This is a genomic window from Pseudomonas sp. R38(2017) (genome assembly GCF_002112395.1).
In the GTDB taxonomy this organism is placed as follows: domain Bacteria; phylum Pseudomonadota; class Gammaproteobacteria; order Pseudomonadales; family Pseudomonadaceae; genus Aquipseudomonas.
On the sequence record NZ_NEHN01000005.1, the window covers coordinates 280,411 to 306,580 of the forward strand.

Below are 26,170 nucleotides of genomic sequence, written 5' to 3' on the forward strand. Positions count from 1 at the left end.
TTGCCGGGCAAACCGACGGTGCCACCCTGCCTGCCCAGTCTTAAGGCAGTCTGAAGATAGACTGCCCGTTAACTTTTTTTCACCTTCAGACTTCGTTAAGAAATGGTTTGGATACTTCCCTCGAACCTAATGAGGGAGGTGTTAAGCCCATGCCCGATTCCGTCTGGAACATTCCCCTGCCCCTGCACTTCGGCCAGGCCGAAACCCCGCCGATGACATTGAACGGCGCCTTGCCGGACGATGCGCTGCGAGAGACGTTCGAAGCCTTCATCCAGCATCGGTTCCGCAAGGCCCATGGCGCCGATATCCGGCACTTCATGCCCGAGCTGTTCGGTGTTCACACCGGCGATGGCGAGTTGTGCGCGGTGGCCGGGGTACGCCGCGCCCATCTTGAACCGCTGTTTCTGGAGCGTTATCTGGACGAGCCTATCGAACCTTTGATCAGTGCCGCTGCCGGTCGACCGGTGGAGCGCCGCGACATTGTCGAAGTCGGCAACCTCGCCTCCAGCGATACCGGCAGCGCGCGTATGAGCATCATCGCCATCACCTATCTGCTGGCCATGGGTGGCCTGGAATGGGTGACCTTCACCGGCAATGTCGGGCTAGTCAACAGCTTCCATCGTCTGGGCCTCAAACCCGTGACATTGTGCGCCGCGGATCCGGAACGCCTGGGTGACGAGCGTCAACACTGGGGCAGTTATTACGAAAGCAAGCCCTGGGTGCATGTCGGCAATATCCGCGCAGGCTTCTTTCATTTACGCAATATCGGCCTTTTTACCCGGCTTGGACTGCAGACCTCGCTGGAAGGAGCCTGCCATGTCGCTTGAACGGCAACAATTCCAGGAAACCCTGCGCAGCCATGCCGGGCGCAACGACAACACTATCGCGCTGTGGGGTGACAACCTGAAGCTCGATTACACGACGCTGTACAGCGAAGTGATGTATCGCCAGCAACGTCTGCGCGATGAGCACGTGACGGTCATTGCGCTGGCATTGGAAAACGGGGTCCAGGCAATGCTCTGGGATCTGGCGGTGCTGTTCGAAGGTTTGACGTGCGTGACTCTGCCACCGTTTTTCAGCCCGGCACAACGCGCCCATTGCCTGTTGCAAAGCAAGGCTGAATGGGTGATCGCGGGGCCGGAGCAGGAGCGAGAGTTAAGCGCCGCGGGGTATGAACAACACGGCGAGTTCTGGCACCGCCGCTTCAGCGATCCCAGTGGGGTGCTCGCCGGCACCGCCAAACTGACATTTACCTCCGGCACCACTGGCACCCCGAAAGGCGTGTGTCTGAGCGCGGACAGCCTGCTTCGGGTAGCGCGCGAACTCGATCAGGCCAGCAAACCCAACGCACCGCGCCATCACCTGGCGTTGTTGCCGTTGGCGATTCTGCTGGAAAACCTCGGTTGCTACGCCGCGTTGTATGCCGGCGCGACACTGAGTGTGCCAAGCCAGAAGACCCTGGGCATCCAGGGGGCGAGCAGTGTCGACCTGCCGCGCCTGCTTGGCTGTCTGGCCAGTCGGGCACCCGAAAGCCTGATTCTGGTGCCGCAACTGTTGTTGCTGTTGGTCAGTGCCGCCGAACAGAAAGTCTTCGATCCGCAATCCCTGCGTTTTGCTGCGGTCGGTGGTGCGCGGGTTTGCGAAGATCTGTTGCACCGAGCCCAACGAGTGGGCCTGCCCGTGTACGAGGGTTACGGATTGTCCGAGTGCGCCTCGGTGGTCTGCCTCAATCGTCCCGGGGCGCGCCGTCCGGGAAGCGTCGGGCACCCTCTGCCCCATGTGGAGGTGCGCCTGGCCGAAGACGGAGAGGTACTGGTCAAGGGGGCGACCCTGCTCGGTTATCTCGGTGAGCCGGCCTGCACCGAGCAATGGTGGCCGAGCGGTGATCTGGGTGAATTCGACCCGGAAGGTTTTCTCTATCTCAAGGGTCGCAAGAAGCATCAGTTCGTCACCAGTTTCGGGCGCAACGTCAATCCGGAATGGGTCGAATCGGAACTGACCCAACGCCGTCACATCGCTCAGGCCTTCGTCTACGGCGAAGCCATGCCACATAACCACGCCTTGCTCTGGCCACACAGCCCGGCGTGTACCGATGCGCAACTGGCGGCCGATGTCGCCGCCACCAACGAGACCTTGCCCGACTATGCCCAGGTGCACCACTGGACACGCCTGACGCACCCCTTCACTTCGGCCAACGGTCTGCTCACCGCCAATGGTCGCCCACGCCGTGACGCCATTGTTTCGCTGTACCAGGCGCAACTGACTGAATTCGCCAAATCTCGGGAGTCCGCATCATGAGTTTTTTCGACACCCTGCAAGAAGCCACACACGAGGAGCGTCACGCGCTGTTCAACCTGCCGATCATCCTCGATGCCCTGCAGGGCAAGGTGAGCCTTGAGAGTTACCGGGCATTTCTCGTCCAGGCCTACTACCACGTACGCCACACCGTACCGCTGATGATGGCGTGCGGCGCTCGCCTGCCGACGCACCTTGAATGGCTGCGCAAGGCGGTATGCGAATACATAGAGGACGAATATGGTCATGAACAATGGGTGCTGGACGATATTGAAGTCTGTGGCGGCGACCGGGAGGCTGTGAGTGACGGGCAGCCATCACTGCCGATCGAGTTGATGGTCAGCTTCCTTTACGATCTGATCGCTCGGGGTAACCCGGTGGGTCTGTTCGGTATGGTCAATGTGCTGGAAGGCACCAGCATCGCCCTGGCCACCCATGCGGCCGGCAGTATCCGCGAGCGCCTGGGGTTGCCGGAAACCGCTTTCAGTTATCTCAGTTCTCACGGCGCACTCGACATCGAGCACATGCAAACCTATCGGCACCTGATGAATCAGTTGCAGGATCCCGCCGACCAGGCCGCGGTGATCCACGCCTCAAAAGTCGTCTATCACCTCTATGCCGATATGTTCCGTGGCCTGCCCCGCGATGCGGAGGCCCATCATGCAGTTGCATGAAACCCGGGTGGTCCTGACCGGTGCCAGCGGCGGCATCGGCCTGGCCATCGCCGACGCCCTTTGCGCAGCCGGCGCGCAGGTACTGGCAGTCGCAAGGCATCAGGCAGTTTTGCAGCCATTGCTTGAGCGTTATCCGCAGAACCTGTGCTGGGTCGCCGCCGATCTGACGTTTCTGAGCGACCGGCGCAAGGTGCTGGCCGCCGCCGAGGCGATTGGCGGCCTCAACCTGCTGATCAACGCAGCCGGGATCAATCACTTCGCCATGCTCGAACAGCTCGACGACAGCGAAATCAACGCGATGCTGGCGGTGAACATCAGTGCGCCGATCTGCCTGACCAGACTGTTGCTGCCACTGCTCAAGCAGGCTGATAGCGCGATGGTGGTCAATGTCGGCTCGACCTACGGTTCGATCGGCTACCCAGGCTACGCCAGTTACTGCGCAACCAAGTTCGCCTTGCGCGGATTTTCCGAAGCCTTGCGCCGCGAACTGGCAGACACCCGCGTCGGCGTGCTGTACGTCGCCCCCCGTGCCACCCGCACATCGATGAACAGTCTCGCGGCCCAAGCACTGAACGATGCGCTCAACGCCAGCGTCGACGACCCGCAAACCGTGGCCGCTGCAGTGGTGCATGCGATTGCCGGTGATCGACGCGACCTTTATCTGGGTTGGCCCGAGCGGTTTTTCGTGCGCCTGAACAGCCTGCTGCCCATTCTGGTGGATCGCGGTCTGCGCAAGCAGTTGCCATTGATCCGTCGCTTGAGTGAAAAAATCGACAGCGAGGCGCCAAAGCCATGAAACGACTCTTCGCGCCTATATTGCTGGGTGCCTCACACAGTCTGGGCACTGGACGCCGTCGATCAGCAGCGACAGCCTGTACTTCCGGGGCGATCATCTCTACCGTCAAAAACGCTACGCTGAAGCCAGGGCAGCGCTGCTCAAGGCCCGGCAGGCCGCTCCCCGTCCTGGCCGGGAAAGTGCCGATGCAGGGCGCTACAAAGAAATCGACGCGTTGCTGGTGGACGTGAACAAGAAACTCGAATGACAGGAGTCCGTGTGCGTTTATTACTGATTGAGGATGACGTTGCGCTCGGTGAAGGCATTCACCAGGCGCTGGGTCGCGAAGGTTATACCGTCGACTGGCTCAAGGATGGCAGCAGCGCCCTGCACGCCTTGCTCAGTGAATCCTTTGACCTGGCGGTGCTGGATCTCGGCCTGCCACGCATGGACGGCCTGGATGTACTGCGTCGGGTCCGGGCCAGCGGCGCCAACCTGCCGGTGCTGATCCTCACCGCTCGAGATGCCACCGAGGATCGCATCGCCGGTCTCGACGCCGGTGCCGACGATTACCTGGTCAAACCCTTTGATCTGGCAGAGCTCAAGGCACGTCTTCGCGCCTTGCTGCGGCGCAGCGCCGGCCGCGCACAGATGCTGATCGAGCATGCCGGCATCAGCCTCAACCCCGGTACCCAGCAAGTCAGCTATCTGGGCGAACCGGTGGTGCTGACGCCCAAGGAGTATCAACTGCTGCATGAATTGTTGTCGCCGCCGGGGCGGGTCCTGACCCGCGATCACTTGACGCGACTGCTCTATGGCTGGAACGAAGAAGCCGAAAGCAACACCCTGGAAGTGCACATTCACCATCTGCGGAAAAAATTCTCCACCGAGCTGATCCGTACCATCCGTGGTGTGGGGTATCTGGTGGAGGAGCGTCAATGACCTCGATCCGTCGCCGTACCCTGACCCTGATAACCGGCCTGCTGCTTGCCGGCCTGTTGGTACTCAGCGTGTTCAACCTGCACGACAGCAACCATGAAATCGCCGAAGTCTACGACGCGCAACTGGCGCAGAACGCGCGTCTGCTGCAGGGCGTCATGCGCATGCCTTTGACGGGGCACGAACACGCGGACCTGTACCGCGCCTTCAACGCTGCGCTGGCTGAAGGGGTCCCTCGGGGCGACGGTCATCCCTATGAGCGAAAGCTCGCCTTTCAGGTGTGGAACGCCAGGGGCGAGGTATTGGTACACACCGCCAGCGCACCGACTTTCACCACGCCACCGTCCCAGCCTGGCTTCAGCGATGTGGTGGACCTTGACCAGCGCCAGTGGCGAGCCTTCATCCTCGAAGACCCGCAGAACGGTTTCCGTATCTGGGCCGGCGAACGCAGTGATGTCCGTGCCGACCTGGTCGACCGCATCGTCCGTCACACGCTATGGCCGAACGTAGTCGGCAGCCTGATCCTCGCGGCAATGGTCTGGCTCGCCATCGGCTGGGGGCTCAAGCCCCTGGCCAATATGGCGGCGACACTTCGTGCCCGGCACAGTGGTTCCCTCGAGCCCTTGCAACTGACGCCGTTGCCCAGCGAGCTGGAACCCATGCAGGCGGCGCTCAATCGCATGCTTGCGCAGATTCAGGAAGTACTGGGGCGCGAACGTCGCTTCATCGCCGATGCCGCCCATGAGATGCGCACGCCGCTCGCCGTGTTGCGTTTGCATGCGCAAAACCTGCAGGAAGCCGGCACCGAAAAGGAGCGGCGCGAATCGCTGGATTTCCTGATCGCAGGCGTGGACCGCACCAGCCGCCTGGTCAACCAGCTGCTGACCATGGCCCGCCTGGAGCCCAAGGCTGACGCGCCCGTCCACCCACGAATCGACCTCGGCGAAACCGTGCGCAACACGCTGGTGCAACTTGCGCCGTGGCTGCTGAGCCGGCATCTGGAAGTGGCATTCGATACCAGCGACCACCCTTTCAACGTTTACGCCGATGCGGCCGTCATCGACATCGCGCTGAATAACCTGATCACCAATGCCGCCAATTTCTCACCCGAGCATGGCGTGATTTCAGTGTTTCTTCATCAGGCAGACGGCTTCTATCACCTGAGTGTCGAGGACCAGGGGCCAGGTATTGATGAAGCGGACAGGCCCCGGTTGTTCGAGCGCTTTTACAGTCGTGGCAATCCGCAGGGGGCAGGACTGGGATTGGCCATCGTCAATACCATCGCAACGCGCTTGCACGGACGCATCACGCTGGCCAACCGGGCAGAGGGCGGGTTACGGGCGACGTTGTCGATTCCGGTCGGCTGAGTATTGCGCGGTTTGCCGTTCAGAAGAGAAATCAAGATGACACGATTGGCCGTGCGGCAGCGTTTGACTCGGCGGATTCCATTCGGGAGCGCGGCAAGGTTTCCGGCACCGCCACCCAAAGCAGCACCAGCGCTGCCATCGCCACCGTCGCCAACGTCAGAAACGCAGCGCTGTAGCCTGCCTCCTGAACCACAATCCCCGCCAGGCTGTTGCTCAATGCCGCCCCCAGACCGAACACCGTCGAAATCGCCCCGAGGCTGACGTTGAAGTGCCCGGTCCCCTGCGTCAGGTCTTTCACCACCACCGGAAACAGCGCGCCGAAAATCCCCGCGCCGATACCATCGAGCAGTTGCACCGAAACCAGCCACCACGGATCGTTGGACAGCACATACAACACACCGCGCAGCGGCAGGATCAGAAAACCCGCCAGTAGCAAAGGCTTGCGCCCCCACAGGTCGGCTTTCGCCCCCACCAGCAGCGCAACCGGCACCATCACCAGTTGCGCCGCGACGATGCAGGCGGACGTGAGCGGCGTGGCCATCTGCAGATTGGCCTGTGCCAGTTTTTGACTCACCAGCGGCAACATCGCCGCATTCGCCAGATGAAACAGCGCACAGCAAATTGCGAACATCAGCAGCGGCCGGTTAGTGAGCAATACGGAAAGCCCCGAAGGCTGCTTGCCCTGCCCCGATTCGCTGGGTGAAAGACCTCGTGCGAGATCGTGGTCAATGGCGTCGGCCGATACGAACGAGACGGCAATCACACTGGCCAGCGCCATGACCGCCATCAAATAAAACACCGCGACCGGGCCGAACAGATACGCGGACAAACCGGCCAGCAGTGCGGCGCAGGCGTTGCCGGCGTGGTTGAAGGTTTCGTTGCGTCCGGTTCTTCGCGTGAAGGCGCGAGGCCCGGTGATCCCGAGAGTGATTGCGCAAATGGCCGGGGCGAAGATCGATGCGGCAGCGGCACTGATGGCTTGCGTCACAGCCACCAGGCTGAAAGAAGTCACGAACGGCAGCAGCAGACAGCTTCCGGTCACCACCAGCGCAGCAATCGCGATCAATGCCCGTTTGCAGCGTGTGCTGTCGACCAGCGCGCCCGCCGGGGTTTGGGTGATGAGCGCGGCGATCCCGGCAATCGTCATGACCAGCCCGATACTCGCCGGCTCCCAGTGGTGAACCGCCAGCAGATAAATCGCCAGATAAGGACCGAGCCCGTCGCGTACGTCGGCGAGGAAGAAATTCAGGCTGTCGAGGGACAGGTTATTGCGGCGATCAAGGTGAGTGGCCACGGGAAGCGTCTTCGTTGTCGAGGTTCTGCGAGATGACTCAACCTCCGCAATTTGAATGACCTTTTGCCGGGCGTTTTAGTTGCATGAAACAGCCGTCCTTTACCGGCCCATCAACAGTTCGCGCTCGCCTTCACACAACCCCACCACATAATCCCAAACCACCCGTAACCGCACCGACTTGTGCAACTCCCGCCGAGTGCTGATCCAGTAACTGCGCTCGATGCTCTCGTCCGGCAACAGTGCCACCAGATCAGGATCGGCCGCCGCCATATAACAAGGCAGCACCGCAATCCCCAGCCCCGAACGCGCTGCCTGTTGCTGGGCGATCACGCTGGTGCTGTGAAACACCACGCGCGGATTGCGGCAGAAGCTGTTGAGAAACATCAGCTCCTGACTGAACAGCAGATCATCGACATAGCCGATCCACGCATGCCGCCCGAGATCCTCGCGACTGCGCAGCGGCGGCGCGCTGTCGAGATAAACGCGGCTGGCATAGAGCGCAAGCCGGTAATCGGTGAGTTTGCGGGTGACCAGCATGTCTGCCGCCGGCCGCTCCAGATGAATGCTGATTTCCGCCTCGCGGTTGAGGATGCTGACGAAGCGCGGCACCGCCACCAGTTCCACTTCCAGCCCCGGATAGCGCTCGAACAGCCCGATCATGCGGCTGGCGAGAAACATGATGCCCAGCCCTTCCGTCACGCCGACGCGGATTTTGCCCAGCGGCGCGGTGGACTGGGTGATTTCTTCCTGGGCCAGCAGCGCGACGTTTTCCATGGCTTCGGCGTGTTTGAGCAGCGCCTCCCCCGCCGGGGTCATTTCGTAGCCTTGGGCATGCTGGACGAACAGCGCGGTGCCGAGGCTTTTTTCGATGGCCTCGATATGCCGGGCGACGGTGGCGTGGGTGGTGTTCAGGCGGCGGGCGGCCGTGAGCAAGCGACCGCTGCGTTGCAGCTCAAGAAAGAACCGCAGGTCGTTCCAGTCGAACATGGCTTGTCCTTGTCGGCTATCGTCAGGAAGCGCTGTTTGAAAACGCACAGCGGCTGCGCAAAAACTAACATTCTTTTAACGAAAGCTAACAACTAGGATGACTGACAACAAAAACAATAAGCGAGGTCAGGGAATGCAGACTTCCCTTGATGAATTCGATTACATCGTGGTCGGCGCCGGGCCGGCCGGGTGTTTGCTGGCCAATCGACTGTCGGCGGATCCGCAGCAGCGCGTGCTGTTGCTGGAGGCCGGCGGGCGCGACAACTACCCGTGGATTCACATCCCCGTGGGTTACCTGTTCTGCATCGGCAACCCGCGCACCGACTGGTGCTTCAAGACCGAAGAACAACCGGGCCTCAACGGCCGTGCGCTGAGTTATCCGCGCGGCAAGGTGCTGGGCGGCTGTTCGTCGATCAACGGCATGATCTACATGCGCGGCCAGGCCAACGACTACGACGGCTGGGCCGCCGAGGGCAATCCGGGGTGGGCCTGGAAAGACGTGCTGCCGCTGTTCAAACAGAGCGAAAACCACTTTGCCGGCGCGGCAGATTTTCATGGTGACCGGGGTGAGTGGCGGGTCGAACGTCAGCGCTTGTCCTGGCCGATTCTGGATGCGTTCCGCAGCGCTGCCGAACAGAGCGGCATCGCCAGCATCGATGACTTCAACCAGGGCGACAACGAGGGTTGCGGCTACTTTCAGGTCAACCAGAAGGCCGGAGTGCGCTGGAATGCGGCGAAGGCGTTTCTGAAGCCGATTCGCGATCGAGCCAATCTCACGGTGTTGACCGACGTCGAGGTGGATCGCGTGTTGTTCGAGGACGGTCGCGCCTCGAAGGTCAGCGCCCGCTTGCAGGGTCAGATGAAAAGTTTCAAGGCGCGCAAGGAGATTGTGTTGTGCGCCGGCTCCATAGGATCGCCGAGCATTCTGCAACGCTCCGGAATCGGCCCGCGTCCGCTGCTGGAAAAGCTCGGTATCGGCGTGGTGCATGAACTGCCGGGCGTCGGCGGCAACCTGCAGGATCACCTGCAACTGCGGCTGATCTACAAACTGGAAAACGCCCGCACCCTCAACCAGATCGCCGGCAGCCTGTGGGGCAAGATGGGCATGGGCCTGCGTTATCTGTATGACCGCAGCGGGCCGTTGTCGATGGCGCCGAGTCAGCTGGGCGCGTTTGCCCGCTCGGGGCCGGAACAGACCTCGGCCAACCTCGAATACCACGTGCAGCCGCTGTCGCTGGAGCGCTTTGGCGAACCGCTGCACAGCTTCCCCGCGTTCACCGCATCGGTGTGTGATTTGCGGCCGCAGAGCCGTGGCCGCATCGAGATTCGCTCCGCCGATCCGCAAGCAGCGCCGTTGATTCAGCCCAATTACCTCAGTCACCCCGAAGACCTGCGCGTGGCCGCCGATGCGATCCGTCTGACCCGGCGCATCGTCAGCGCCCCGGCCCTGCAAGCCTTCAACCCGGTGGAGTACCTGCCCGGTGCCAGCCTGCAAACCGAGGAGCAACTGCACGAGGCGGCGGCGAAGATCGGCACGACGATTTTCCACCCGGTCGGCACTTGTCGCATGGGCAACGACGCGGACGCGGTGGTCGATGCGCAGTTGCGGGTGCATGGCGTGCCGGGGCTGCGAATTGCCGATGCGTCGATCATGCCGCGCATTACCTCCGGCAACACCTGTTCGCCTACGCTGATGATTGCTGAAAAAGCGGCACAGCTGATGCTCAACCCCGAGACAAGGAACATCACACCGAAAACGGAAATGGCCCACACCCTGTAGACATCGCGCATCACCCGGACACGCAACACCAGTGGAAACAACAAAAACAATCACTGTGAGGGATACCGATATGTCAGAACACGCTCAGCCGCTGGACGCCGTGCGCAGCACGGACGCCGGCTCCGATACCCGAAAGGTCATCTTCGCCTCGTCCCTGGGGACGGTGTTCGAGTGGTATGACTTCTTTCTCTACGGCGCCCTGGCGGCGGTGATCAGCAAGCAGTTCTTCGCCGGGGTCAACGACACCACGGCGTTCATCTTCGCGCTGATGGCGTTTGCCGCAGGCTTCATCGTGCGGCCGTTCGGGGCGCTGGTGTTCGGTCGGTTGGGGGACATGATCGGGCGCAAATACACGTTCCTTGCGACCATCATCCTGATGGGCGTAGCGACGTTCGCCGTGGGCCTGCTGCCGACCTACGCCAGCATCGGCATTGCTGCGCCGATCATTCTGGTGGTGCTGCGCATGCTTCAGGGCCTGGCTCTTGGCGGCGAGTATGGTGGGGCCGCGACTTACGTGGCGGAACACGCGCCGATCGGCAAACGGGGTTTCCATACGAGCTGGATTCAATCCACCGCAACCCTTGGCCTGCTGCTGTCACTGCTGGTGGTGCTCGGTTGCCGCTACTTCACCGGTGACCAGTTCGAAGTCTGGGGCTGGCGTATTCCGTTCCTGCTGTCGATCGTGCTGCTGGGGATTTCCACCTGGATTCGCCTGAGCCTGCACGAGTCGCCGGCCTATCTGAAAATGAAAGAGGAAGGCAAGGCCAGCAAGGCGCCGATCCGCGAATCCTTCGGCAAATGGGAAAACCTCAAAGTCGTGCTGATCGCCCTGTTCAGCATCAACGCCGGGCAAGCGGTGACCTTCTACGCCGCGCAGTTCTACGTACTGTTCTTCCTCACCCAATTCCTGAAAATGGACCCGGCGGTGGCCAACAGTCTGCTGATCATCAGCGTAGTGATCGGCGCACCGTTCTTCATCATTTTCGGCTGGCTATCGGACAAGGTCGGGCGCAAACCGGTGCTGATGCTTGGCTTGCTGCTGGCCACCGCGCTGTACTTCCCGATTTTCAAATCCCTGGCCCACTACGCCAACCCGGCCATCGACCACGCCAGCCAACAGGCACCGATCACCGTTGTGGCAGACCCGGCCACCTGCACCTTCCAGTTCGACCCGGTGGGCAAGGCCAAATTCGACAGCCCGTGCGACAAGGTCAAGACCTTCCTGGTCAAGCAGGGCCTACCCTACTCCAGCGTCGCAGCGCCTGCCGGCAGCGCGGTGCAAGTGAGCGTCGGCGATGTGAAAATCGACGGTTTCGACGAGGCCGCCCTGCGCGGCGCAATCACCCTCGCCGGCTATCCACAACAGGCTGATATGCAGCAGATCAACAAGCCGATGATCGTGGCCCTGATCGTCGCGCTGATCATCATCTCTGCCATGTGCTACGGCCCACTCGCAGCACTGATGGTCGAACTGTTCCCGACCCGCATCCGCTACACCTCGATGTCCCTGCCGTACCACATCGGCAACGGCTGGTTCGGCGGTTTCCTGCCGACCGTGTCGTTTGCGCTGGTGGTGTACACCGGGGATATTTTCTACGGGCTGTGGTACCCGGTGCTGATTACCGGGGTGAGCCTGGTGGTGGGGATGATCTGCCTGCGTGAGACGAAGAATATCGATCTGGACAAGAACTGATTGATCGGCGTGTGGCGAGGGCGCAATGCCCTCGCCACCCTGCGGCATTTCAGACCTCCGCCTCCAGCAATTCAAACTTCACCTGATCGGGATAAAACGCGACGTAGTCCTTGATCTGGCTGACCGAAATCTTCGGATGTTCGTACGTCCATACCGCATTCGCCCCTTCATGCCCCGGGACTTGCAGACTGAAATAGTTGGCATCGCCCTTGTACGGGCAATAACTCGTGTGGTCGGTGCGGGCGAAGTACTTCTCGTCGATGTCTTCGCGGGGGATGTAGTAGACCGGCGGGTAATTGGCTTCGAGCAGTACCAGTGCTCGGGCCGAGGCGGCGACCTGGATGCCATGGAACTTAACCAACACACAACCTGGTTGCTCGGCGATGGTGATGACGGGGCTGGGACCGGAGGTTTTCATCGGTTTCTCCTGACTGCGGCGAAGGGAGCGTTTCAGGTATAACCCATGCGACCGGATTACGCCGGGTTCGCAGCCGAACGGTTTTTCCGCCCATAAAAAAACCGCGGCCGGCGAAGGCTGCGGTTTTCCCGTTTCAGATTGTCCGTTTTCAGATCAGGCGACGATATCGGTCGACACGGCCTGCCCCACCACGCCCACCGCGAAGTCCACTGAGCCCTGGCCTGTCAGGTCGATCATCAGGCTGGTCTGGTTGGTCTCTGCGAAGTAAGTCAGGATCGCGTCACCCGCGTGGCCGGTGAAGCCGCTGACGAAGTTCAGCGTGGCCGCGCCGGTGACAAACCCGGCGATGCCCGACAGGTCGATCTTGTCCAGGCCGCTGGTGAAATCCATGATCCAGTCCGGCGCGGTCATGGTCGAGTCGCTGGCTGCGCCGAACACGAAGGTGTCCGCGCCTTCACCGCCCCACAGCGTGTCACCGCCGCCACCGCCGTAGATGATGTCGTTGCCGGCACCGCCGATGAGTTCGTTGGCCGCGCTGTTGCCGATCAACAGGTCATTGCCCGAACCGCCGATGGCGTTTTCCACGGTCACGCCATAGGCGATGGACACGTTGCCCACCAGACCGCCGACGTCGGAGAACGAACCTTCGTTGAGGTTGATCTTCTGGTTCTGGATGAAGCCGGAGAAGTCCAGGGTGTCGTTGCCGCCTCCGTCCCACACTGAGAACACCACTTTGGAGGTGTTCGAAGTAGCGCTGTAGTAGTCGCGGTCGGCGTTGGAGTTGAAGCCGTACACGGTGTCATCGGCGCGGGTTTCGAAGTTGGCCCCGTAGAGTTTCTGCACGGCGACGATGTCGTCCAGCAATGGAGCCGAAGCGTAGGCGCCGCTGCCGTCCTTGCTGAAGTTCTGGTCGGTGTTGGCTTCGCTCCAGTAGCTCATCAGGCTGTAGCCACGGGTGTCTTCGGCGTATTTGGCGTCGTTGTAGGTCGGGTTGCCGTTGCCGGCGTTGTAGGCGCCCGGGTGCGACAGGCCGAGGGTGTGGCCGATTTCGTGGGTCAGGGTCTGACGCCCGTAGTTGTTGGTGTCCGGGGTCTTGTTGACCTGATATTGATCGTTGATCAGGTACCACGACTGGCCGTCATAGCTGCTGCCCTGTGGCAGGTAGGCGAACGCCGCGCCGCCGGTGCTGACGTCGTAATTGCCAAACGTCATGTGACCGTCGCCGCCCTTGCCTTCGGTGAAGGTGACTTTGGCCACGTCTGACCACGATTGCATCGACAGCACGGCCTGGGCTTTCTGCTGGGCGCTGAACTCGCTGAAGTTGCCGAGTTTCGGGTTGTAGTTCGACGGTTTGTCGGTCAGGAAGGTGTAAGTCAGATCAATCTTGCCGTCGGCATTTTTGTCCTGCCATGACATGCCCTTGCGCAGGATTTCGTCGGCGGCCTGGTCGGCGGTGAACGACGGTTTGCCGTTGACGGTCCCGGTGCCACGGTCATACAGGTGGCTGAAGGTGTCGACGGCGGTGAAGGCGCTGCTGGCCTGGGAGGAAGGTTGAGACATGGTGTACGTCCTTGTTGCTGAAGAGTCAGTGTCAGACAGTAAAACGGCGATCTTCTGGCGAGATCGTCCTGTCACTCGCCCTGTTGAGGCGATTCGAACCTGACACAGTGCCAGTCGTGAGCGCCATTCAATTTCTCGATAGCGTCCCCGATTGCCCTGACGCGGGCGGTCATGACCGGAAATCTTTTTATCTGTATATCCATACAGATAAAAGTTGCCCCGGCGCCCGACTCAGGCCATCCTGTGCGCCTCTTCGGGCAATGATCGACGACGGTGGTTATGCGGCTGTACCTCTGTGAAAAACCTTCCCAGGCCAAAGATATTGCGGCCGTGCTGGGCGCAAGGCGCCGGGGCGACGGCTGCTGGCTGGGAACGGACGTCACGGTGACCTGGTGCATCGGCCACCTGCTGGAAACTGCTCCGCCGGACGCCTACGACGCGCGCTACAAACGCTGGGTGCTGGCGGATCTGCCGATCATCCCCGACAAATGGAAAATGACCGTCAAGCCGCGCACCGCCAGCCAGTACAAAGCGGTCAAGCGTCTGCTCGGCGAGGCCAGCGAACTGATCATCGCCACCGACGCCGACCGTGAGGGCGAGATGATCGCCCGGGAACTGGTGGAACATTGCCGCTATCGCGGGCCGATCCGCCGCTTGTGGCTGTCGGCGCTGGACGAAGCATCGATCCGCAAGGCCTTGGCGGCGCTCAAACCGGGCGCTGAAACCTTCAGCCTCTATCACTCGGCATTGGGGCGCTCGCGGGCGGACTGGCTGATCGGGATGAACATGAGTCGCCTGTTCACCCTGCTTGGCCGGCAATCGGGCTATCAAGGCGTGTTGCCGGTGGGCCGGGTGCAGACGCCGACCCTGCGGCTGGTGGTGGATCGCGACCGCAGCATTGCCGATTTCGTACCCGTCGCGTACTGGGCCATCGATGTGCAACTGCTGCATGACGGCACGGCGTTTACGGCGCAATGGCGTGCACCGAGCGATGCCTGTGACGATCAGGATCGTTGCCTCAATCAGGCTCTCGCCCAACAAGCGGCCGCCGCAATCAGCAGCGCCGCCAGCGCCCGGGTGGTCAAGCTGCGCACCGAGCGCATACGCGAAGTGGCGCCCCTGCCCTTCGATCTGGGCACGTTGCAGGAAGTCTGCTCGAAGAAACTCGGCCTCGGCGCCCAGGAAACCCTCGACATCGCTCAGGCCCTCTACGAAACCTACAAAGTCATCACCTACCCGCGCAGCGATTGCGGCTACCTGCCTGTGAGCCAGCACAGCGAAGCGCCGGGGATTCTCGCGGCGCTGCGCCAAGCCGACCCGAGCCTCGAAGCACTGCGCGAACATCTGGAGCCGCAGCGCCGCTCCCGCGCCTGGAACGACGCCAGGGTCAGCGCCCACCACGGCATCATTCCCACCGCCGCCGCGAAGAATCTGGAACGCCTGACCGGCAAGCACCGCGCGGTCTACACGCTGATTCGCGCGCGGTATCTGGCGCAGTTCCTGCCCAATCACGAATACGACCGCACCCAGGCCGATTTCGATTGCGCCGGGGAAGCCTTGCGCGCAGTCGGCAAGCAAATCATCGAGCCGGGCTGGAAACGCGCGTTGCCGGAAGCACTGGCTCCGGCCAAGGGCCGTGAAGCCCCCGCACCACAAACTTTGCCGACACTGTCCCAAGGAGCCGAGTGCGCCGTTGCTGACGTGAAACTCAAGGACCTGTGGACGCAGCCGCCCAAGCCCTACACCGAAGGCGATCTGATCAAGGCGATGAAGAACGTCGCCAAACTGGTGGAAGATCCGCTGCTCAAGCAGAAACTCAAAGACACCACCGGGATCGGTACCGAAGCTACCCGCGCCTCGATCATTCAGGGCCTGCTGGATCGCGGTTATCTGGTGAAAAGCGGCAAGGCCCTCGCCGCCACGCCCGCGGCGTTCAGCCTGATCGACGCGGCACCGCGAGCGATTGCCGACCCCGGCACCACGGCGATCTGGGAACAGGCGCTGGACATGGTGCAGAGCGGCGAGATGAGCCTGGAAGAGTTCGTCACCAAGCAAGCCGCGTGGATGAGCAAGCAAGTGACCCGTTGCGCCGGCCTGAGCCTGACCATCAGCGGCCCACCCCCTGCCGGCAAAGCCGCTGCACCGTGGAAGAACAAGCGCAAGACCACTCGGCGCAAAGCCACCGGTACCAGCAAACGTGCAGCGAAACCGGCAGCTAAATAGCTCGCTGCGCGCTACTGTTTCTGCAGTGATTGTCAGGAGCCAGCGGCATGTCTGTCATCGAACTGCGCGTCGCCCGGCGCGACGAACTGGACACCATCGAAAACCTGATGCAGTTCTACACCTACGACTTCAGCGAATGGCTGCCGCTGAAGCTGAGCGGGCATGGTTTCTTCCCGATCCAGTTGAAGGACGATTACTGGCACCAGCCGGCGACCCGGCCATTCCTGATTCACGTCGACGGCGAACTGGCGGGGTTCGTGACCGTCGATGATCACATCCTCATGGAAGGTGTCGACTACAACATCGGCTATTTCTTCGTCAGCCGGCGATGGCGTGGCCAAGGCGTCGCGCAGTTTGTCGCCTCTGCCCTCTTGAGCCATCTGCCCGGTCAATGGCAGATTTTCCATGTCGACGCCAACCTGCCTGCGCAGCGGTTCTGGGCCAGGGTGATCCCCGAGGTGAGCGGCGGCGACTTCACTCGCCAGCAGAAAACCGTAGACGGTTACCCCTGCACGTTCTACTGCCTGCGCAGCCCTTCCCACGCTGCCTGAACGGCCCTTTTCTCATTCCAGAAAGACTTTGTCCGACAATATGTAGTGACCAAAAATAATCACTACAAAACCGTTGACGGCGTCGTTTGGCTTTTGCATGATGCAGACGTCTCCCCGATCGGGAGCACTGGCAACACGCTTGAGCAAGCTCGTCTGACCGCCGAGCTGTTTTTTCCGGATACACGCTGCCCACAAGGCAGATTGAAGAAGCTGACCTGGCCTGAACGTCCAGTACAAGGACGAGAAGCGCTGGCGAAAATTCTCAAGACGCTTGTGGTCGACCCTGAAAACGTCGTCAAGGAGCCTCCCGATTTTCGCTGCTTCTCCTCGTTGTGACGCTATTGCGTAGCAGTTATTCAACACGACTACATGCAACAGACGCATGACCCCGTACTTCACACGGGCGACCGCTGACGTCCTGGTTTCGGTGCCAGGGATCAACTAACCGATGGGCTACCTGTATTAGCGAATCAACTTTGAAAGATCACCAGACTGGTCAAGGGGCAATATCATGAATCTGAACAATCAACCTACTATCGAAGAACTGGCTCGTATGTTCGCTGCGCAAAAAGACAGCCACGACAGCCATATTCTGTGGATCAGCAAGTCGGGTCAGGTCCACATCGACTGCCTGTCGCCCCATGCTGGTGAAGAAGAGTTCGACCGGAACAACCAGAACCTGCTGGCCCGCCTGAAGATGTACCGCCGCGGCCACGGCTATGTCGGCAAGAAAGCCGCGGCCGACAAGGACTTCATCGGTAATGTTCTGCAAACGCTGAAACAGGCGTGGGACTCGATGCAGAACAAGAACGAAGTTCGGGTGATTGATCGGTTCTGCTAAGTTAAAACTTCAATAGACAAAGGGCCTGCTTCGGAAACGAAGCAGGCCCTTTTTATTGCTCGCAAACAATGCTCATGAACGAGTTTCAAGTACCAGCTTCATGAACGCCTCCGCCGCCGCACTGTGATAGTTGTTCTGGCGCCGCAACAACGCCGCCCCCCGCTGCGGCGCCTCACTCTCGACCCGCAACCGGCGCAACGCCCGATCCTCGGTCGCAATCGCCTCCGGCAACATGGTCGCAATCGGCGCATGCCGAATCACTTCCAGCAACGTACTCACCGAATTCACCTCGATCTGCACCTTGGGCGTAATCCCGTGCTGACGAAAATACTCGTCAATAGACAGCCGCGTGATGAAGTCCGGCGCCAACAGAGCGAAATCCAGCTGCGCAATGTCATCCGGCGTCAGCACAGAAGCACTGTCATACAGTGGATGCTCACGCCCGACCATCACCCCGAGTGTCTCGACAAATGCCGGAATGCATTCAATGTCCGGGCTGCGCACCGGGGTGAAGGCAATCGCGATATCCAGCGAGTCATCCGCCAGTCCGGCCTCGATGTCATCCATCGACAGCTCGAAAATCTCCAGGTGAATCCCCGGATATCGCGCCACGTAATCGCGCACCAACGGCCCGACCAGATACGCCATGAAGGTCGGCGTCATGGCCAGGCGCAGCGAGCCTCGGGACAGATCCTTCACGTCATGCAACGCGCGCCTGCCCGCCTCCAGCTCCACCAGCACCCGCCGCGCACATTCGATGTAGGCCTGGCCGGCATCGGTGGGTTTTACGGAGCGCGAGGTGCGGTCGAACAGATCCACGCCAAGGCTTTCCTCCAACTGGCGAATCTGTTGCGACAGGGTCGGCTGCGACACGTGCAGCGCTTCGGCCGCCCGGGTGAAACCGCCGTGATCGGCCACGGCCAGCAGGTAACGCAAATGTCGCAGTAGCATGGGCTCTCCATCTATAGGAAGTACTTATGCCTTTCATTGTATATCGGTCTTGGACGCTATGGATCAATCGGCAGAAGATGAATTCCACACAGCAAGCCAACCCCGAAAGGAGAAACACCATGCAATCTCAAGCCTACAACGACAGCCGTATCGCCCTGACCACTCGCGCCCTGGATGCCAAAGCACAGAAAAACCTGTCATGGCAGGACCTGGCCGACGGCACCGGCCTGAGCCTGGCCTACGTGACCGCCGCCCTGCTCGGCCAGCACCCGCTGCCAAAAGCCGCTGCCGAAGTGGTCGGCGACAAGCTGCAACTGAGCGCCGAAGACGTCGCCGCCCTGCAAATCATCCCGCTGCGCGGCAGCCTCGATGGTGTGCCAACCGACCCGACCATCTACCGCTTCCACGAAATGATCCAGATCTACGGCACCACCCTGAAGGCACTGGTTCACGAACAATTCGGCGACGGCATCATCAGCGCGATCAACTTCAAACTCGACATCAAAAAAGTCGAAGACCCTGAAGGCGGTTCCCGCGCCGTGGTCACCCTCGACGGCAAGTTCCTCCCGCTGCGTCCGTTCTGATCCCTCCGGGCCCGCACCCCGCGTGCGGGCCCCATCCAAACCTGAATTGCCAAGTCGTCACCACATCCGTCTGGAGGCTGTCCCATGAAAAAAATTCTGCTGTCCCTGGCCCTGCTCGCCGGCCTTTGCGCTCAAGCCCAGGCCAGTGAAGAAGCTGTCGCCTATCGCTACGGCATGCAACTGGACATCGCGCAAGTCGTGAGCATCACCCCGGTCGCCGACGTCTGCGGCGTGGTGCCGGTCGAAATGACCTACCTCGACAGCAATGGCACAAAACACATTCTTCAATACAGCGAATTCGGTACCGGCTGTTCGAACTGAGAGGACAACACCATGAAAAACCTGATCGAAGGATTCCTGAAGTTCCAGAGCGAAGCGTTTCCGCAACGCACTGAACTGTTCAAATACCTGGCGACTACCCAAACTCCGGGCACCTTGTTCATTACTTGCTCCGACAGCCGCGTCGTACCGGAACTGCTGACCCAGCAAGAACCCGGCGAACTGTTCGTGATCCGCAACGCCGGCAATATCGTACCGTCCTACAGTCCGCACCCTGGCGGGGTTTCGGCGACGGTGGAGTACGCGGTAGCCGTGCTCGGCGTCACCGACATCGTGATCTGCGGCCACTCCGATTGCGGCGCCATGACTGCCATCGCCCAGTGCAAATGCATGGATCACCTGCCCGCCGTCAGCGGCTGGCTGCAACATGCCGAGTCGGCGAAAGTGGTCAACGAATCGCGACCACACGTCAATGACGCCGCCAAGCTCAGTTCGATGGTGCGCGAAAACGTGATCGCCCAACTGGCGAACATTCAGACTCATCCAAGCGTGCGCCTGGCCCAGGAAAAAGGCCTGCTGAACCTGCACGGCTGGGTCTACGACATCGAGACCGGTTCCATCGATGCCCTCACAGCCGACCGTCGCACCTTCGTCTCGCTGGCCGAGCAACCGTCGACCTGCGCAGTGCATGGCCAAACGGTCAATGCCGCCTGAACCGGACGCCCCGCACCTGCCGGGGCGTTTGCTTTGTATCAGCGTGTAGCCAGCGCCCCGCCAGACACAGTTTCATGCACCCGCGCCGGGAGGCGGACACATCAGCGATACAGCGTGCGCCTTGAATAAGCCCTGACGCTGCATCCCTCCTCCCGACACAAGGAACATTCGATGAACAAGTTGTTTGCAGGACTGGCCCTTACCGCCGCCATGGCCGGCGCCACCTCGGCGATGGCCGCCGAGAAACCTACCGTGGTGCTGGTGCACGGTGCCTTTGCCGATTCCAGTAGTTGGAATGGTGTGGTGAAGATTCTGGAAAAGGACGGTTATCCGGTGATCGCCGCGGCCAACCCGCTGCGCACGCTCAAGGGTGATGCGCAATCGGTCGCCGACGTGCTGGCCGGGATCAAGTCGCCGGTGGTGCTGGTCGGTCATTCCTATGGCGGACCGGTGATCAGCGAAGCTGCGTACGGCAACGCCAACGTCAAGGCGCTGGTGTATGTCTCGGCCCTGGCGCCGGAAGCCGGTGAAACCGTGGCCGGACTGGCCGGAAAATTCCCCGGCAGCACCCTCGGCCCGACCCTCGCGCCGCCCGTTGCCCTGAAGGACGGTGGCAAGGATCTGTATATCCAGCAGGACAAGTTCCACGACCAGTTCGCCGCCGATGTACCGAACGCCGACGCGAAACTGATGGCCGCCACCCAGCGCCCGGTCACCGAGGCCGCTCTGAACGAGGCGGCCAGCGAGCCGGCGTGGAAATCGATTCCGTCGTGGTTCGTATACGGCGACAAGGACAAGAACATCCCGCCGCAAGCCATGGCGTTCATGGCCGAACGGGCGCACGCCAAAAAGACCGTAGTGGTCAAGGGTGCGTCCCATGTGGTGATGGTGTCGAATCCGAAAACCGTGGCCAGCCTGATCGAATCCGCCGCCACCGCCAAGTGACACGAAAACGCCGCGCCTGTCATTGCGACAGGTGCGGCGTTTGTGTTTTAGCGTTTTACGCCCAGATCGATTTGCGTCATTCGGCTGCGGACAGTGAACACACCGTCACCCGAAAGAATCGCGCTGCGGGCAAACAGGCGACCGCTTTCCCAGTTCGAAAGCCCCAGCTCCGGCTTGTTCAGCGCGTACTGTCCATCGACCCAACGGGTTATGCCGTTACCCACGAACGGCGCATTGACCGCGCTGTAGAAACGCTCCTGAACCGCCGCGTCTTCGCTGATCAGCGACACTGTGAATTGCGGGCTGTAGCGGTTGAAAAGCGCGATGGCCTGATCCAGATCGTCGACGATCATCAGGCTGGTTTCCGGGGTCTCTTCCCATTCCCACTCACGGCCCAGTTGCGCTTGCGGCAATGGCTCGGCCAAGGCTTCGGTCTGATAACCCTCGGCACGATAGACCTCAACCGTCGCGTTCTGCCACTCGCTCGGCAGATAACCTTCACTGCCTTCGACGATGTGCAATTTGCAGCCCTGACCGCGCGCGGTGCCGGCCTGCTGCAAGGCATCGAGGAACAACGGCACCAGCTCAGCGGCACGGTCGCGCTGGATCAAGCAGACGTTCAAGGTGTTGCAGACCTTACGATCCAGCGAATTACGCACCACGGCGGCAAAACGTTTTGCGTCTGCATCACGATCGGCAATCAGCCACGCGCCACCGGTGCCGTGCAGGCTGACGGCGGTGCCGGCCTGCTGGGCGATACTGCCCAACTGGCTGACCGCACGGCCCGAACCGCGGGCCACCGCCAGCGACAGACGCCGGTCGGCGAACATCGCCCAGCCGGCGGCGTGGTTGACGCTCTCGACCAGCGACACCGCACCCGCCGGCAGGCCGGCATCGGCCAGCGCCGGGTTCAGGGCGTGGGTGACGATGGCTTGCGCGGTGCCCAACGCATCACTGCCAATGCGCAGTACGGCGGTGTTGCCGGTGCGCAGTACGCCAGCGGCATCGGCGAAGACGTTTGGTCGACCTTCAAAGACGAACGCGACGATGCCCAGCGGCGACACCACCTGCTCGACCTTCCAGCCGTCATGCTCGACACTGCTGATCACTTTGCCACGGGTGGCCGGCGCGTCACGCCAGGCGCGCAGGCCGGCGATCATGTCGCGGCGCATGCGCTCATCGGCGAGCAAACGGGTGGTGGACCGACCGCGTGCCTTGGCCCGTTCGATGTCGGCCAGGTTGGCGGTTTCGATCAACGCCCAGGCGTCCGGATTTTCCAGGCGTTGAGCGAACAGGTCGAAGAAACGGCTGATCGCTTCATCCGGCACCGTAGACAACGCAGTAAACGCCGCCGCTGCACGTTCGATCGCCACCGAAGCGGCCTGCTGATCCACCACTGGAATCAGCAACAACTCGCCACTCACCTGCTCCACCAACAGGTGGTCGCCGGGTCGGAAACGCTCGGCCAGTTCGGGGCTGACCACGGTGACGCGGTTACCAGCGAAAGGGATAGGCGTGCCAGCGACGAGACGTTCGAGCGCGAGAGACATGAAGCAGATTCACCATATTGAGGGCGGCCGGAAAATGTATAGCTTGCCCACCCTCAAAGCAACACAGGCTCAGAACACCGACCAGCCAATCCGCGAGCTGAGCATTTCCAACGCTGCCATGCCCGCCAGCGAGTTGCCCGCCGCATTGAGTTCCGGCGACCACACGCACACCGTGAACTGCCCCGGCACTACCGCAACGATGCCGCCACCGACACCGCTCTTGCCCGGCAAACCGACGCGGTAAGCGAAGTTGCCGGCCTCGTCGTACAGGCCGCTGGTGGCCATGATCGAGTTGACTTGCTGGGTCTGGCGGCGGGTGAGGATCTGTTCGCCGCTGTGTTTGCAATAGCCGTCGTTGGCCAGGAAGCAGAACGCCCGGGCCAGGTCGATGCAGCTCATACGCAACGCGCAGTGACTGAAGTAGCTGCGCAGCACCGCTTCAACGTCGTTGTGGAAATTGCCGAAAGATTGCATCAGGTAGGCCATCGCCGCGTTGCGTGCGCGGTGCTGGTATTCGGAATCGGCGACCTTGCCGTCGACCATCACCTGGGGATTGCCCGACAGCCGTCGCACGAAGTCGCGCATCGACAAGGCCGGTGCGGCAAAACGTGACTGATTGATATCGCAGATCACCAGTGCCCCGGCATTGATGAACGGGTTGCGCGGACGGCCGCGTTCGAACTCCAGCTGCACCAGCGAGTTGAACGGCTGGCCGGACGGTTCGTGGCCCAGGCGTTCCCAGATCGCCTCGCCGGAGTGTTCGATGGCCTGCACCAGGCTGAACACCTTGGAAATACTCTGCACCGAGAACAGCGTCTCGGCATCGCCGGCGCAATACATCTCGCCGTCGTTGCCGTACACCGCAATGCCCAGTTGATCGGGCGGCACGGTGCCGAGGGCGGGAATGTAGTCAGCCACTTTGCCCTGCCCGATCAGGGGCCGGACAGCGTCAAGGATCTCGTTCAACAGCGCTTGCATGCCGGGTCTCGAAGTCTCGCCCCATGGGATTGCGGGGACACCGTGGCTAGACGCTGCGCCCGCCGGCCGAATCACACCGCGTTCGTGTATCGCACTGTATACGACGCGGCGACAGACACACCACGAGCACAAATCCCCCCATTCGCGACACATCACCGATACAGCCCGACGTTCAAATGAACCTGTCGATCGGCAGCCCCGATCAATCCTTTGAACTCACTTATCGCATCGGAGAATCACCATGATCAAACTCTCGAAAACCTCCCTGACGCTCGGCCTGCTGCTTGCCGGTGGCCTGGCCCTGTCCAACGCGGCGTCGGCTTCCGAGGCGTTCAGCGTCAAGCAACTGGATCACGGCTACAGCCAGACCCAGGCCGACACCCCGGAAAAAACCTCGGAAGGCAAATGCGGCGAAGGCAAGTGCGGTGCCGGCGAATAACCCTCTGCACGGGGCACACCAGTGCCCCGTTTCCACTGAATTGAATGGAGTCGCACCATGACCACTGCTCTCTCGACCGCCGTCAAAGGCCTGCACCTGAATCTCGACCGCGCCGGCCAGTGGCTGGCACCGCTGACCCTGCGCCTGTTCATCGCCTGGGAGTTTTTCGAATCGGGTCTGGAAAAATTCAACGGCCAGAACTGGTTCGAAGACATTCAGGACCGTTTCCCGTTTCCCTTCGATCACTTGCCGGCGACGCTGAACTGGGAGCTGTCGATGTGGGCCGAACTGATCTGCGCACTGGCGATCCTGATCGGACTCGGCACGCGGATCTCGGCGATTTCGTTGATCGTGGTGACCGTGGTCGCCACCGCTGCCGTGCACTGGCCGGCAGACTGGTCGTCGTTGAGCGAACTGGCCCAGGGTTATGCGATCACCAATAAAGGCTTCGGCAACTTCAAGCTGCCGGCGATTTACCTGGCTGCGCTGGTGCCGCTGGTGTTTGCCGGGGCCGGCAAGTTGAGCGTGGATGCGTGGCTGGCGCGTTTTTTCTGGAAACACGCCAGCCGTTGAGGATCAATGCGCCCGGTCAAGGCCCGCGAGCAACGCGCTGTCGCGACTGTAGATGTCCGGCGCGTAGAGCACGCGGCCCTGCCCGTCGACTTGTGCCGTCCAGTAAGTCATGAGGATCGGCACCGGGTTGCTCAGGCGAAACTCATGGGTGGTGCCGGTGGCGAGCAAGGTGTCGGTGCGGGCTATTTCCGCCGGACTGAGCAGGAAGTCACGCAGCTTCATCGGGTGCTCGACCCGCACACAACCGGAACTGAACGCCCGCGGCCCCTTGTCGAACAGCGCCTTGCTCGGCGTGTCGTGCAGGTACACCGAGAACGGGTTCGGGAAGCGGATGACCATTTGCCCCAGCGGATTGCGCGGCCCGGCATCCTGACGCAGAAGGATGTTGCCGGGGTTGTCCCAGTCGATGTCGGCGGCGGCCAGTGGCTGGCCGTTGGCGTCGAGTACTTGCAGGTTCTGACGGCTGAGGAAAGTCTGGTCCTTGCGGATTTCCGGCAGCTTGTCTTCTTTCCAGATGGTCGGTGGCACGGTCCAGGTCGGGTTCAGGGTCAGGCGCGTGACCCGGGATTTGAGCAGCGGCGTCTGGCGCTCGGCGCGACCGACCTGAGTACGGGTCTGCCACACCGGCTGACCGCCCTGGTACAGGGTCAGCTCCGCGGCGGCAACGTTGACCAGCAAACCATCGGGCTCCATGTCCTGGGCCAGCCAGCGGAAACGCTCAAGGTTGACCCGCAGTTGTTCGCGACGGGTCAGCGGGCTGATGTTCATCTCGGCGATCGTCCCCGGCCCGACCACACCGTCGGCCTGCAACGAATGGTTGGCCTGGAAGCTTTTCACGGCTTCGACCAAAACACCGTGATAAGCGTTGTCCGGCGTGCCGACCACACTGCTCAGATAACCTTCGCTGTACAGCCGCCGCGCCAGCTCCGGCACGCGTTTGTCTTCCATGTCCGGGCGCAGCAACGGCCCGTTGCCCACCGATTGCCAGTGCGGCAAGGCCAGCAGACGTTGTGCGGCATAGAGATGACGCAGGTTCTGGTATTGCGCCAGGCGCGGGCGCGCCAGATCGAAGGCGGCAGCTACGTCATGCATGCCCGGCACGGCGATGGCGAGCAGCTCCGCCTGACGATCGCGGGGCGTATCGTCGGAATGCCACAACGGTTCGAAATGCGACTGCAGCAGACGACCGTAATGCAGATCCTGCAAGGCTTGCAGGTAATTGCGACTGATGTCGATGTCGGCGCACAGTTCGCCATCCTGCGGGGCCGTGTCGGCGACCGGATAGCGTTTCGGATTGAGGCCATCGTCGGCCAGCAGCTGCAATTGCGCGTGCAAGGCCGGCAATTGCCCCGCCGCTGCCCACACCGGCATCCAGTCCTGCTGCCGGTAGAACGCCTGCAACTGTTCCAGGGCCGGGCCACTGAGACGGGCGGCAATCGCCGGGCAAGCCTGCGGTAGACCGATAAGCACGGCCTGCAACGGACTTTGCGGCTCCACGGGCGCCTCCGCCGCCAGTGTCGGGAGCGCCGGCAACGGCTCTTCGGCACAAACGACAAACGGCGCAGCGAGCAGACAAATGCTCAAGTAGCATGCGTACTTTTTGAACAACTGCTTTACTCCAATCCATGGCCGTCTTGATTGACGGTCAACCTTACATCAGGTGCGGTGATACAGTCAGGTCCGATTCGCGGGCCTGCCGGGGACGACTGGACGTCAGGAGCCAAAGTGCCAAACAAGTAGCCAGTGAGGATTCACTTTAA

27 protein-coding genes are annotated in these 26,170 nt (G+C 61.5%); 19 read left to right on the top strand and 8 right to left on the bottom strand.

Annotated elements, in window-relative coordinates; translation table 11 throughout:
• Positions 1-149: 149 nt before the first annotated feature.
• From CAF87_RS14325 to CAF87_RS14355, 7 genes are read left to right on the top strand one after another with little or no spacing between them, the layout of a single operon-like run.
• Entirely contained in the window at positions 150-827 is a 678-nt protein-coding gene (locus tag CAF87_RS14325) for a thermostable hemolysin (RefSeq protein ID WP_085731976.1), read from the top strand.
• On the top strand, positions 817-2,298 hold the full coding sequence (locus CAF87_RS14330) for an AMP-binding protein (protein ID WP_085731977.1): 1,482 nt from the start codon (positions 817-819) through the stop codon (positions 2,296-2,298). Before CAF87_RS14325 ends, CAF87_RS14330 begins: the two co-directional genes overlap by 11 nt.
• Positions 2,295-2,969 (top strand): TenA family transcriptional regulator, encoded by a 675-nt coding sequence (locus CAF87_RS14335; RefSeq protein WP_085731978.1) that lies wholly within the window; start codon positions 2,295-2,297, stop codon positions 2,967-2,969. Before CAF87_RS14330 ends, CAF87_RS14335 begins: the two co-directional genes overlap by 4 nt.
• Positions 2,956-3,765 (top strand): SDR family oxidoreductase, encoded by an 810-nt coding sequence (locus CAF87_RS14340; protein ID WP_085731979.1) that lies wholly within the window; start codon positions 2,956-2,958, stop codon positions 3,763-3,765. The genes CAF87_RS14335 and CAF87_RS14340 overlap by 14 nt, the downstream gene beginning before the upstream one ends.
• Complete coding sequence (locus CAF87_RS14345; RefSeq protein WP_085731980.1) at positions 3,731-4,012, top strand: tetratricopeptide repeat protein; 282 nt, start codon at positions 3,731-3,733, stop codon at positions 4,010-4,012. The genes CAF87_RS14340 and CAF87_RS14345 overlap by 35 nt, the downstream gene beginning before the upstream one ends.
• Positions 4,013-4,023: 11 nt before the next feature.
• Positions 4,024-4,686: a response regulator gene (locus CAF87_RS14350; protein WP_085731981.1), complete on the top strand. Its 663-nt coding sequence runs from the start codon at positions 4,024-4,026 to the stop codon at positions 4,684-4,686.
• Positions 4,683-6,050, top strand: coding sequence for an ATP-binding protein (locus tag CAF87_RS14355; protein ID WP_085731982.1), 1,368 nt, complete (start codon positions 4,683-4,685; stop codon positions 6,048-6,050). The genes CAF87_RS14350 and CAF87_RS14355 overlap by 4 nt, the downstream gene beginning before the upstream one ends.
• A gap of 31 nt (positions 6,051-6,081) precedes the next feature.
• Here CAF87_RS14355 and CAF87_RS14360 read toward each other — a convergent pair whose 3' ends face one another.
• Positions 6,082-7,344, bottom strand: a complete 1,263-nt coding sequence (locus CAF87_RS14360) for an MFS transporter (protein WP_085731983.1) — start codon at positions 7,342-7,344, stop codon at positions 6,082-6,084.
• A 99-nt stretch (positions 7,345-7,443) separates the two neighbouring features.
• Entirely contained in the window at positions 7,444-8,331 is an 888-nt protein-coding gene (locus CAF87_RS14365) for a LysR family transcriptional regulator (RefSeq protein WP_085731984.1), read from the bottom strand.
• 133 nt (positions 8,332-8,464) lie between these two features.
• Between CAF87_RS14365 and CAF87_RS14370 the strand changes: the two genes are divergently transcribed.
• Both CAF87_RS14370 and CAF87_RS14375 read left to right on the top strand, forming a co-directional pair.
• Positions 8,465-10,111 (top strand): GMC family oxidoreductase, encoded by a 1,647-nt coding sequence (locus CAF87_RS14370; protein ID WP_085731985.1) that lies wholly within the window; start codon positions 8,465-8,467, stop codon positions 10,109-10,111.
• Between the two features lie 70 nt (positions 10,112-10,181).
• On the top strand, positions 10,182-11,804 hold the full coding sequence (locus CAF87_RS14375; RefSeq protein ID WP_085731986.1) for an MFS transporter: 1,623 nt from the start codon (positions 10,182-10,184) through the stop codon (positions 11,802-11,804).
• A gap of 49 nt (positions 11,805-11,853) precedes the next feature.
• On the opposite strand, the gene CAF87_RS14380 is transcribed toward CAF87_RS14375, so the two are convergent.
• Together CAF87_RS14380 and CAF87_RS14385 are read right to left on the bottom strand one after the other, a co-directional pair.
• Complete coding sequence (locus CAF87_RS14380; RefSeq protein ID WP_085731987.1) at positions 11,854-12,222, bottom strand: DUF427 domain-containing protein; 369 nt, start codon at positions 12,220-12,222, stop codon at positions 11,854-11,856.
• A gap of 153 nt (positions 12,223-12,375) precedes the next feature.
• Positions 12,376-13,782 (bottom strand): serralysin family metalloprotease, encoded by a 1,407-nt coding sequence (locus CAF87_RS14385; RefSeq protein ID WP_085731988.1) that lies wholly within the window; start codon positions 13,780-13,782, stop codon positions 12,376-12,378.
• 279 nt (positions 13,783-14,061) lie between these two features.
• Between CAF87_RS14385 and CAF87_RS14390 the strand changes: the two genes are divergently transcribed.
• The 4 genes from CAF87_RS14390 (at position 14,062) to CAF87_RS14405 (ending at position 17,397) form a co-directional block, all read left to right on the top strand.
• A complete protein-coding gene (locus CAF87_RS14390) occupies positions 14,062-16,005 on the top strand; it encodes a DNA topoisomerase III (protein ID WP_085731989.1) in 1,944 nt (647 codons plus the stop codon).
• Between the two features lie 47 nt (positions 16,006-16,052).
• Positions 16,053-16,556: a GNAT family N-acetyltransferase gene (locus CAF87_RS14395; protein ID WP_085731990.1), complete on the top strand. Its 504-nt coding sequence runs from the start codon at positions 16,053-16,055 to the stop codon at positions 16,554-16,556.
• A 45-nt stretch (positions 16,557-16,601) separates the two neighbouring features.
• The gene (locus tag CAF87_RS29295; RefSeq protein ID WP_170931749.1) at positions 16,602-16,892 is read left to right on the top strand and encodes a hypothetical protein; all 291 of its coding nucleotides are present in this window, start codon (positions 16,602-16,604) and stop codon (positions 16,890-16,892) included.
• Positions 16,893-17,067: 175 nt separating this feature from the next.
• Positions 17,068-17,397: a hypothetical protein gene (locus tag CAF87_RS14405; RefSeq protein WP_047293552.1), complete on the top strand. Its 330-nt coding sequence runs from the start codon at positions 17,068-17,070 to the stop codon at positions 17,395-17,397.
• Positions 17,398-17,469: 72 nt separating this feature from the next.
• On the opposite strand, the gene cynR is transcribed toward CAF87_RS14405, so the two are convergent.
• Positions 17,470-18,348 carry a transcriptional regulator CynR gene (gene cynR / locus CAF87_RS14410; protein ID WP_085731992.1) on the bottom strand — a complete coding sequence of 293 codons (879 nt, stop codon included), beginning with the start codon at positions 18,346-18,348 and terminating at the stop codon, positions 17,470-17,472.
• Positions 18,349-18,467: 119 nt separating this feature from the next.
• On the opposite strand from cynR, the gene cynS reads away from it, so the two are divergent.
• The 4 genes from cynS (at position 18,468) to CAF87_RS14430 (ending at position 20,870) form a co-directional block, all read left to right on the top strand.
• Positions 18,468-18,932, top strand: a complete 465-nt coding sequence (cynS, locus tag CAF87_RS14415) for a cyanase (protein ID WP_085731993.1) — start codon at positions 18,468-18,470, stop codon at positions 18,930-18,932.
• A gap of 84 nt (positions 18,933-19,016) precedes the next feature.
• Positions 19,017-19,253 (top strand): DUF2790 domain-containing protein, encoded by a 237-nt coding sequence (locus CAF87_RS14420; RefSeq protein ID WP_085731994.1) that lies wholly within the window; start codon positions 19,017-19,019, stop codon positions 19,251-19,253.
• 12 nt (positions 19,254-19,265) lie between these two features.
• Entirely contained in the window at positions 19,266-19,925 is a 660-nt protein-coding gene (locus CAF87_RS14425; protein ID WP_085731995.1) for a carbonic anhydrase, read from the top strand.
• 171 nt (positions 19,926-20,096) lie between these two features.
• Positions 20,097-20,870 (top strand): alpha/beta fold hydrolase, encoded by a 774-nt coding sequence (locus CAF87_RS14430; protein ID WP_085731996.1) that lies wholly within the window; start codon positions 20,097-20,099, stop codon positions 20,868-20,870.
• 47 nt (positions 20,871-20,917) lie between these two features.
• Here CAF87_RS14430 and CAF87_RS14435 read toward each other — a convergent pair whose 3' ends face one another.
• Together CAF87_RS14435 and glsB are read right to left on the bottom strand one after the other, a co-directional pair.
• Positions 20,918-22,420: an aldehyde dehydrogenase family protein gene (locus CAF87_RS14435; RefSeq protein WP_085731997.1), complete on the bottom strand. Its 1,503-nt coding sequence runs from the start codon at positions 22,418-22,420 to the stop codon at positions 20,918-20,920.
• A gap of 69 nt (positions 22,421-22,489) precedes the next feature.
• Entirely contained in the window at positions 22,490-23,398 is a 909-nt protein-coding gene (glsB, locus tag CAF87_RS14440; protein WP_085711458.1) for a glutaminase B, read from the bottom strand.
• A gap of 241 nt (positions 23,399-23,639) precedes the next feature.
• Between glsB and CAF87_RS14445 the strand changes: the two genes are divergently transcribed.
• On the top strand, positions 23,640-23,837 hold the full coding sequence (locus CAF87_RS14445) for a hypothetical protein (RefSeq protein WP_085731998.1): 198 nt from the start codon (positions 23,640-23,642) through the stop codon (positions 23,835-23,837).
• Between the two features lie 57 nt (positions 23,838-23,894).
• A complete protein-coding gene (locus tag CAF87_RS14450) occupies positions 23,895-24,410 on the top strand; it encodes a DoxX family protein (protein WP_085731999.1) in 516 nt (171 codons plus the stop codon).
• A gap of 3 nt (positions 24,411-24,413) precedes the next feature.
• Here the strand turns inward: CAF87_RS14450 and CAF87_RS14455 are convergent, their stop codons facing one another.
• Positions 24,414-26,018, bottom strand: a complete 1,605-nt coding sequence (locus CAF87_RS14455) for a murein L,D-transpeptidase (RefSeq protein ID WP_085732000.1) — start codon at positions 26,016-26,018, stop codon at positions 24,414-24,416.
• Positions 26,019-26,170 lie beyond the last annotated feature (152 nt).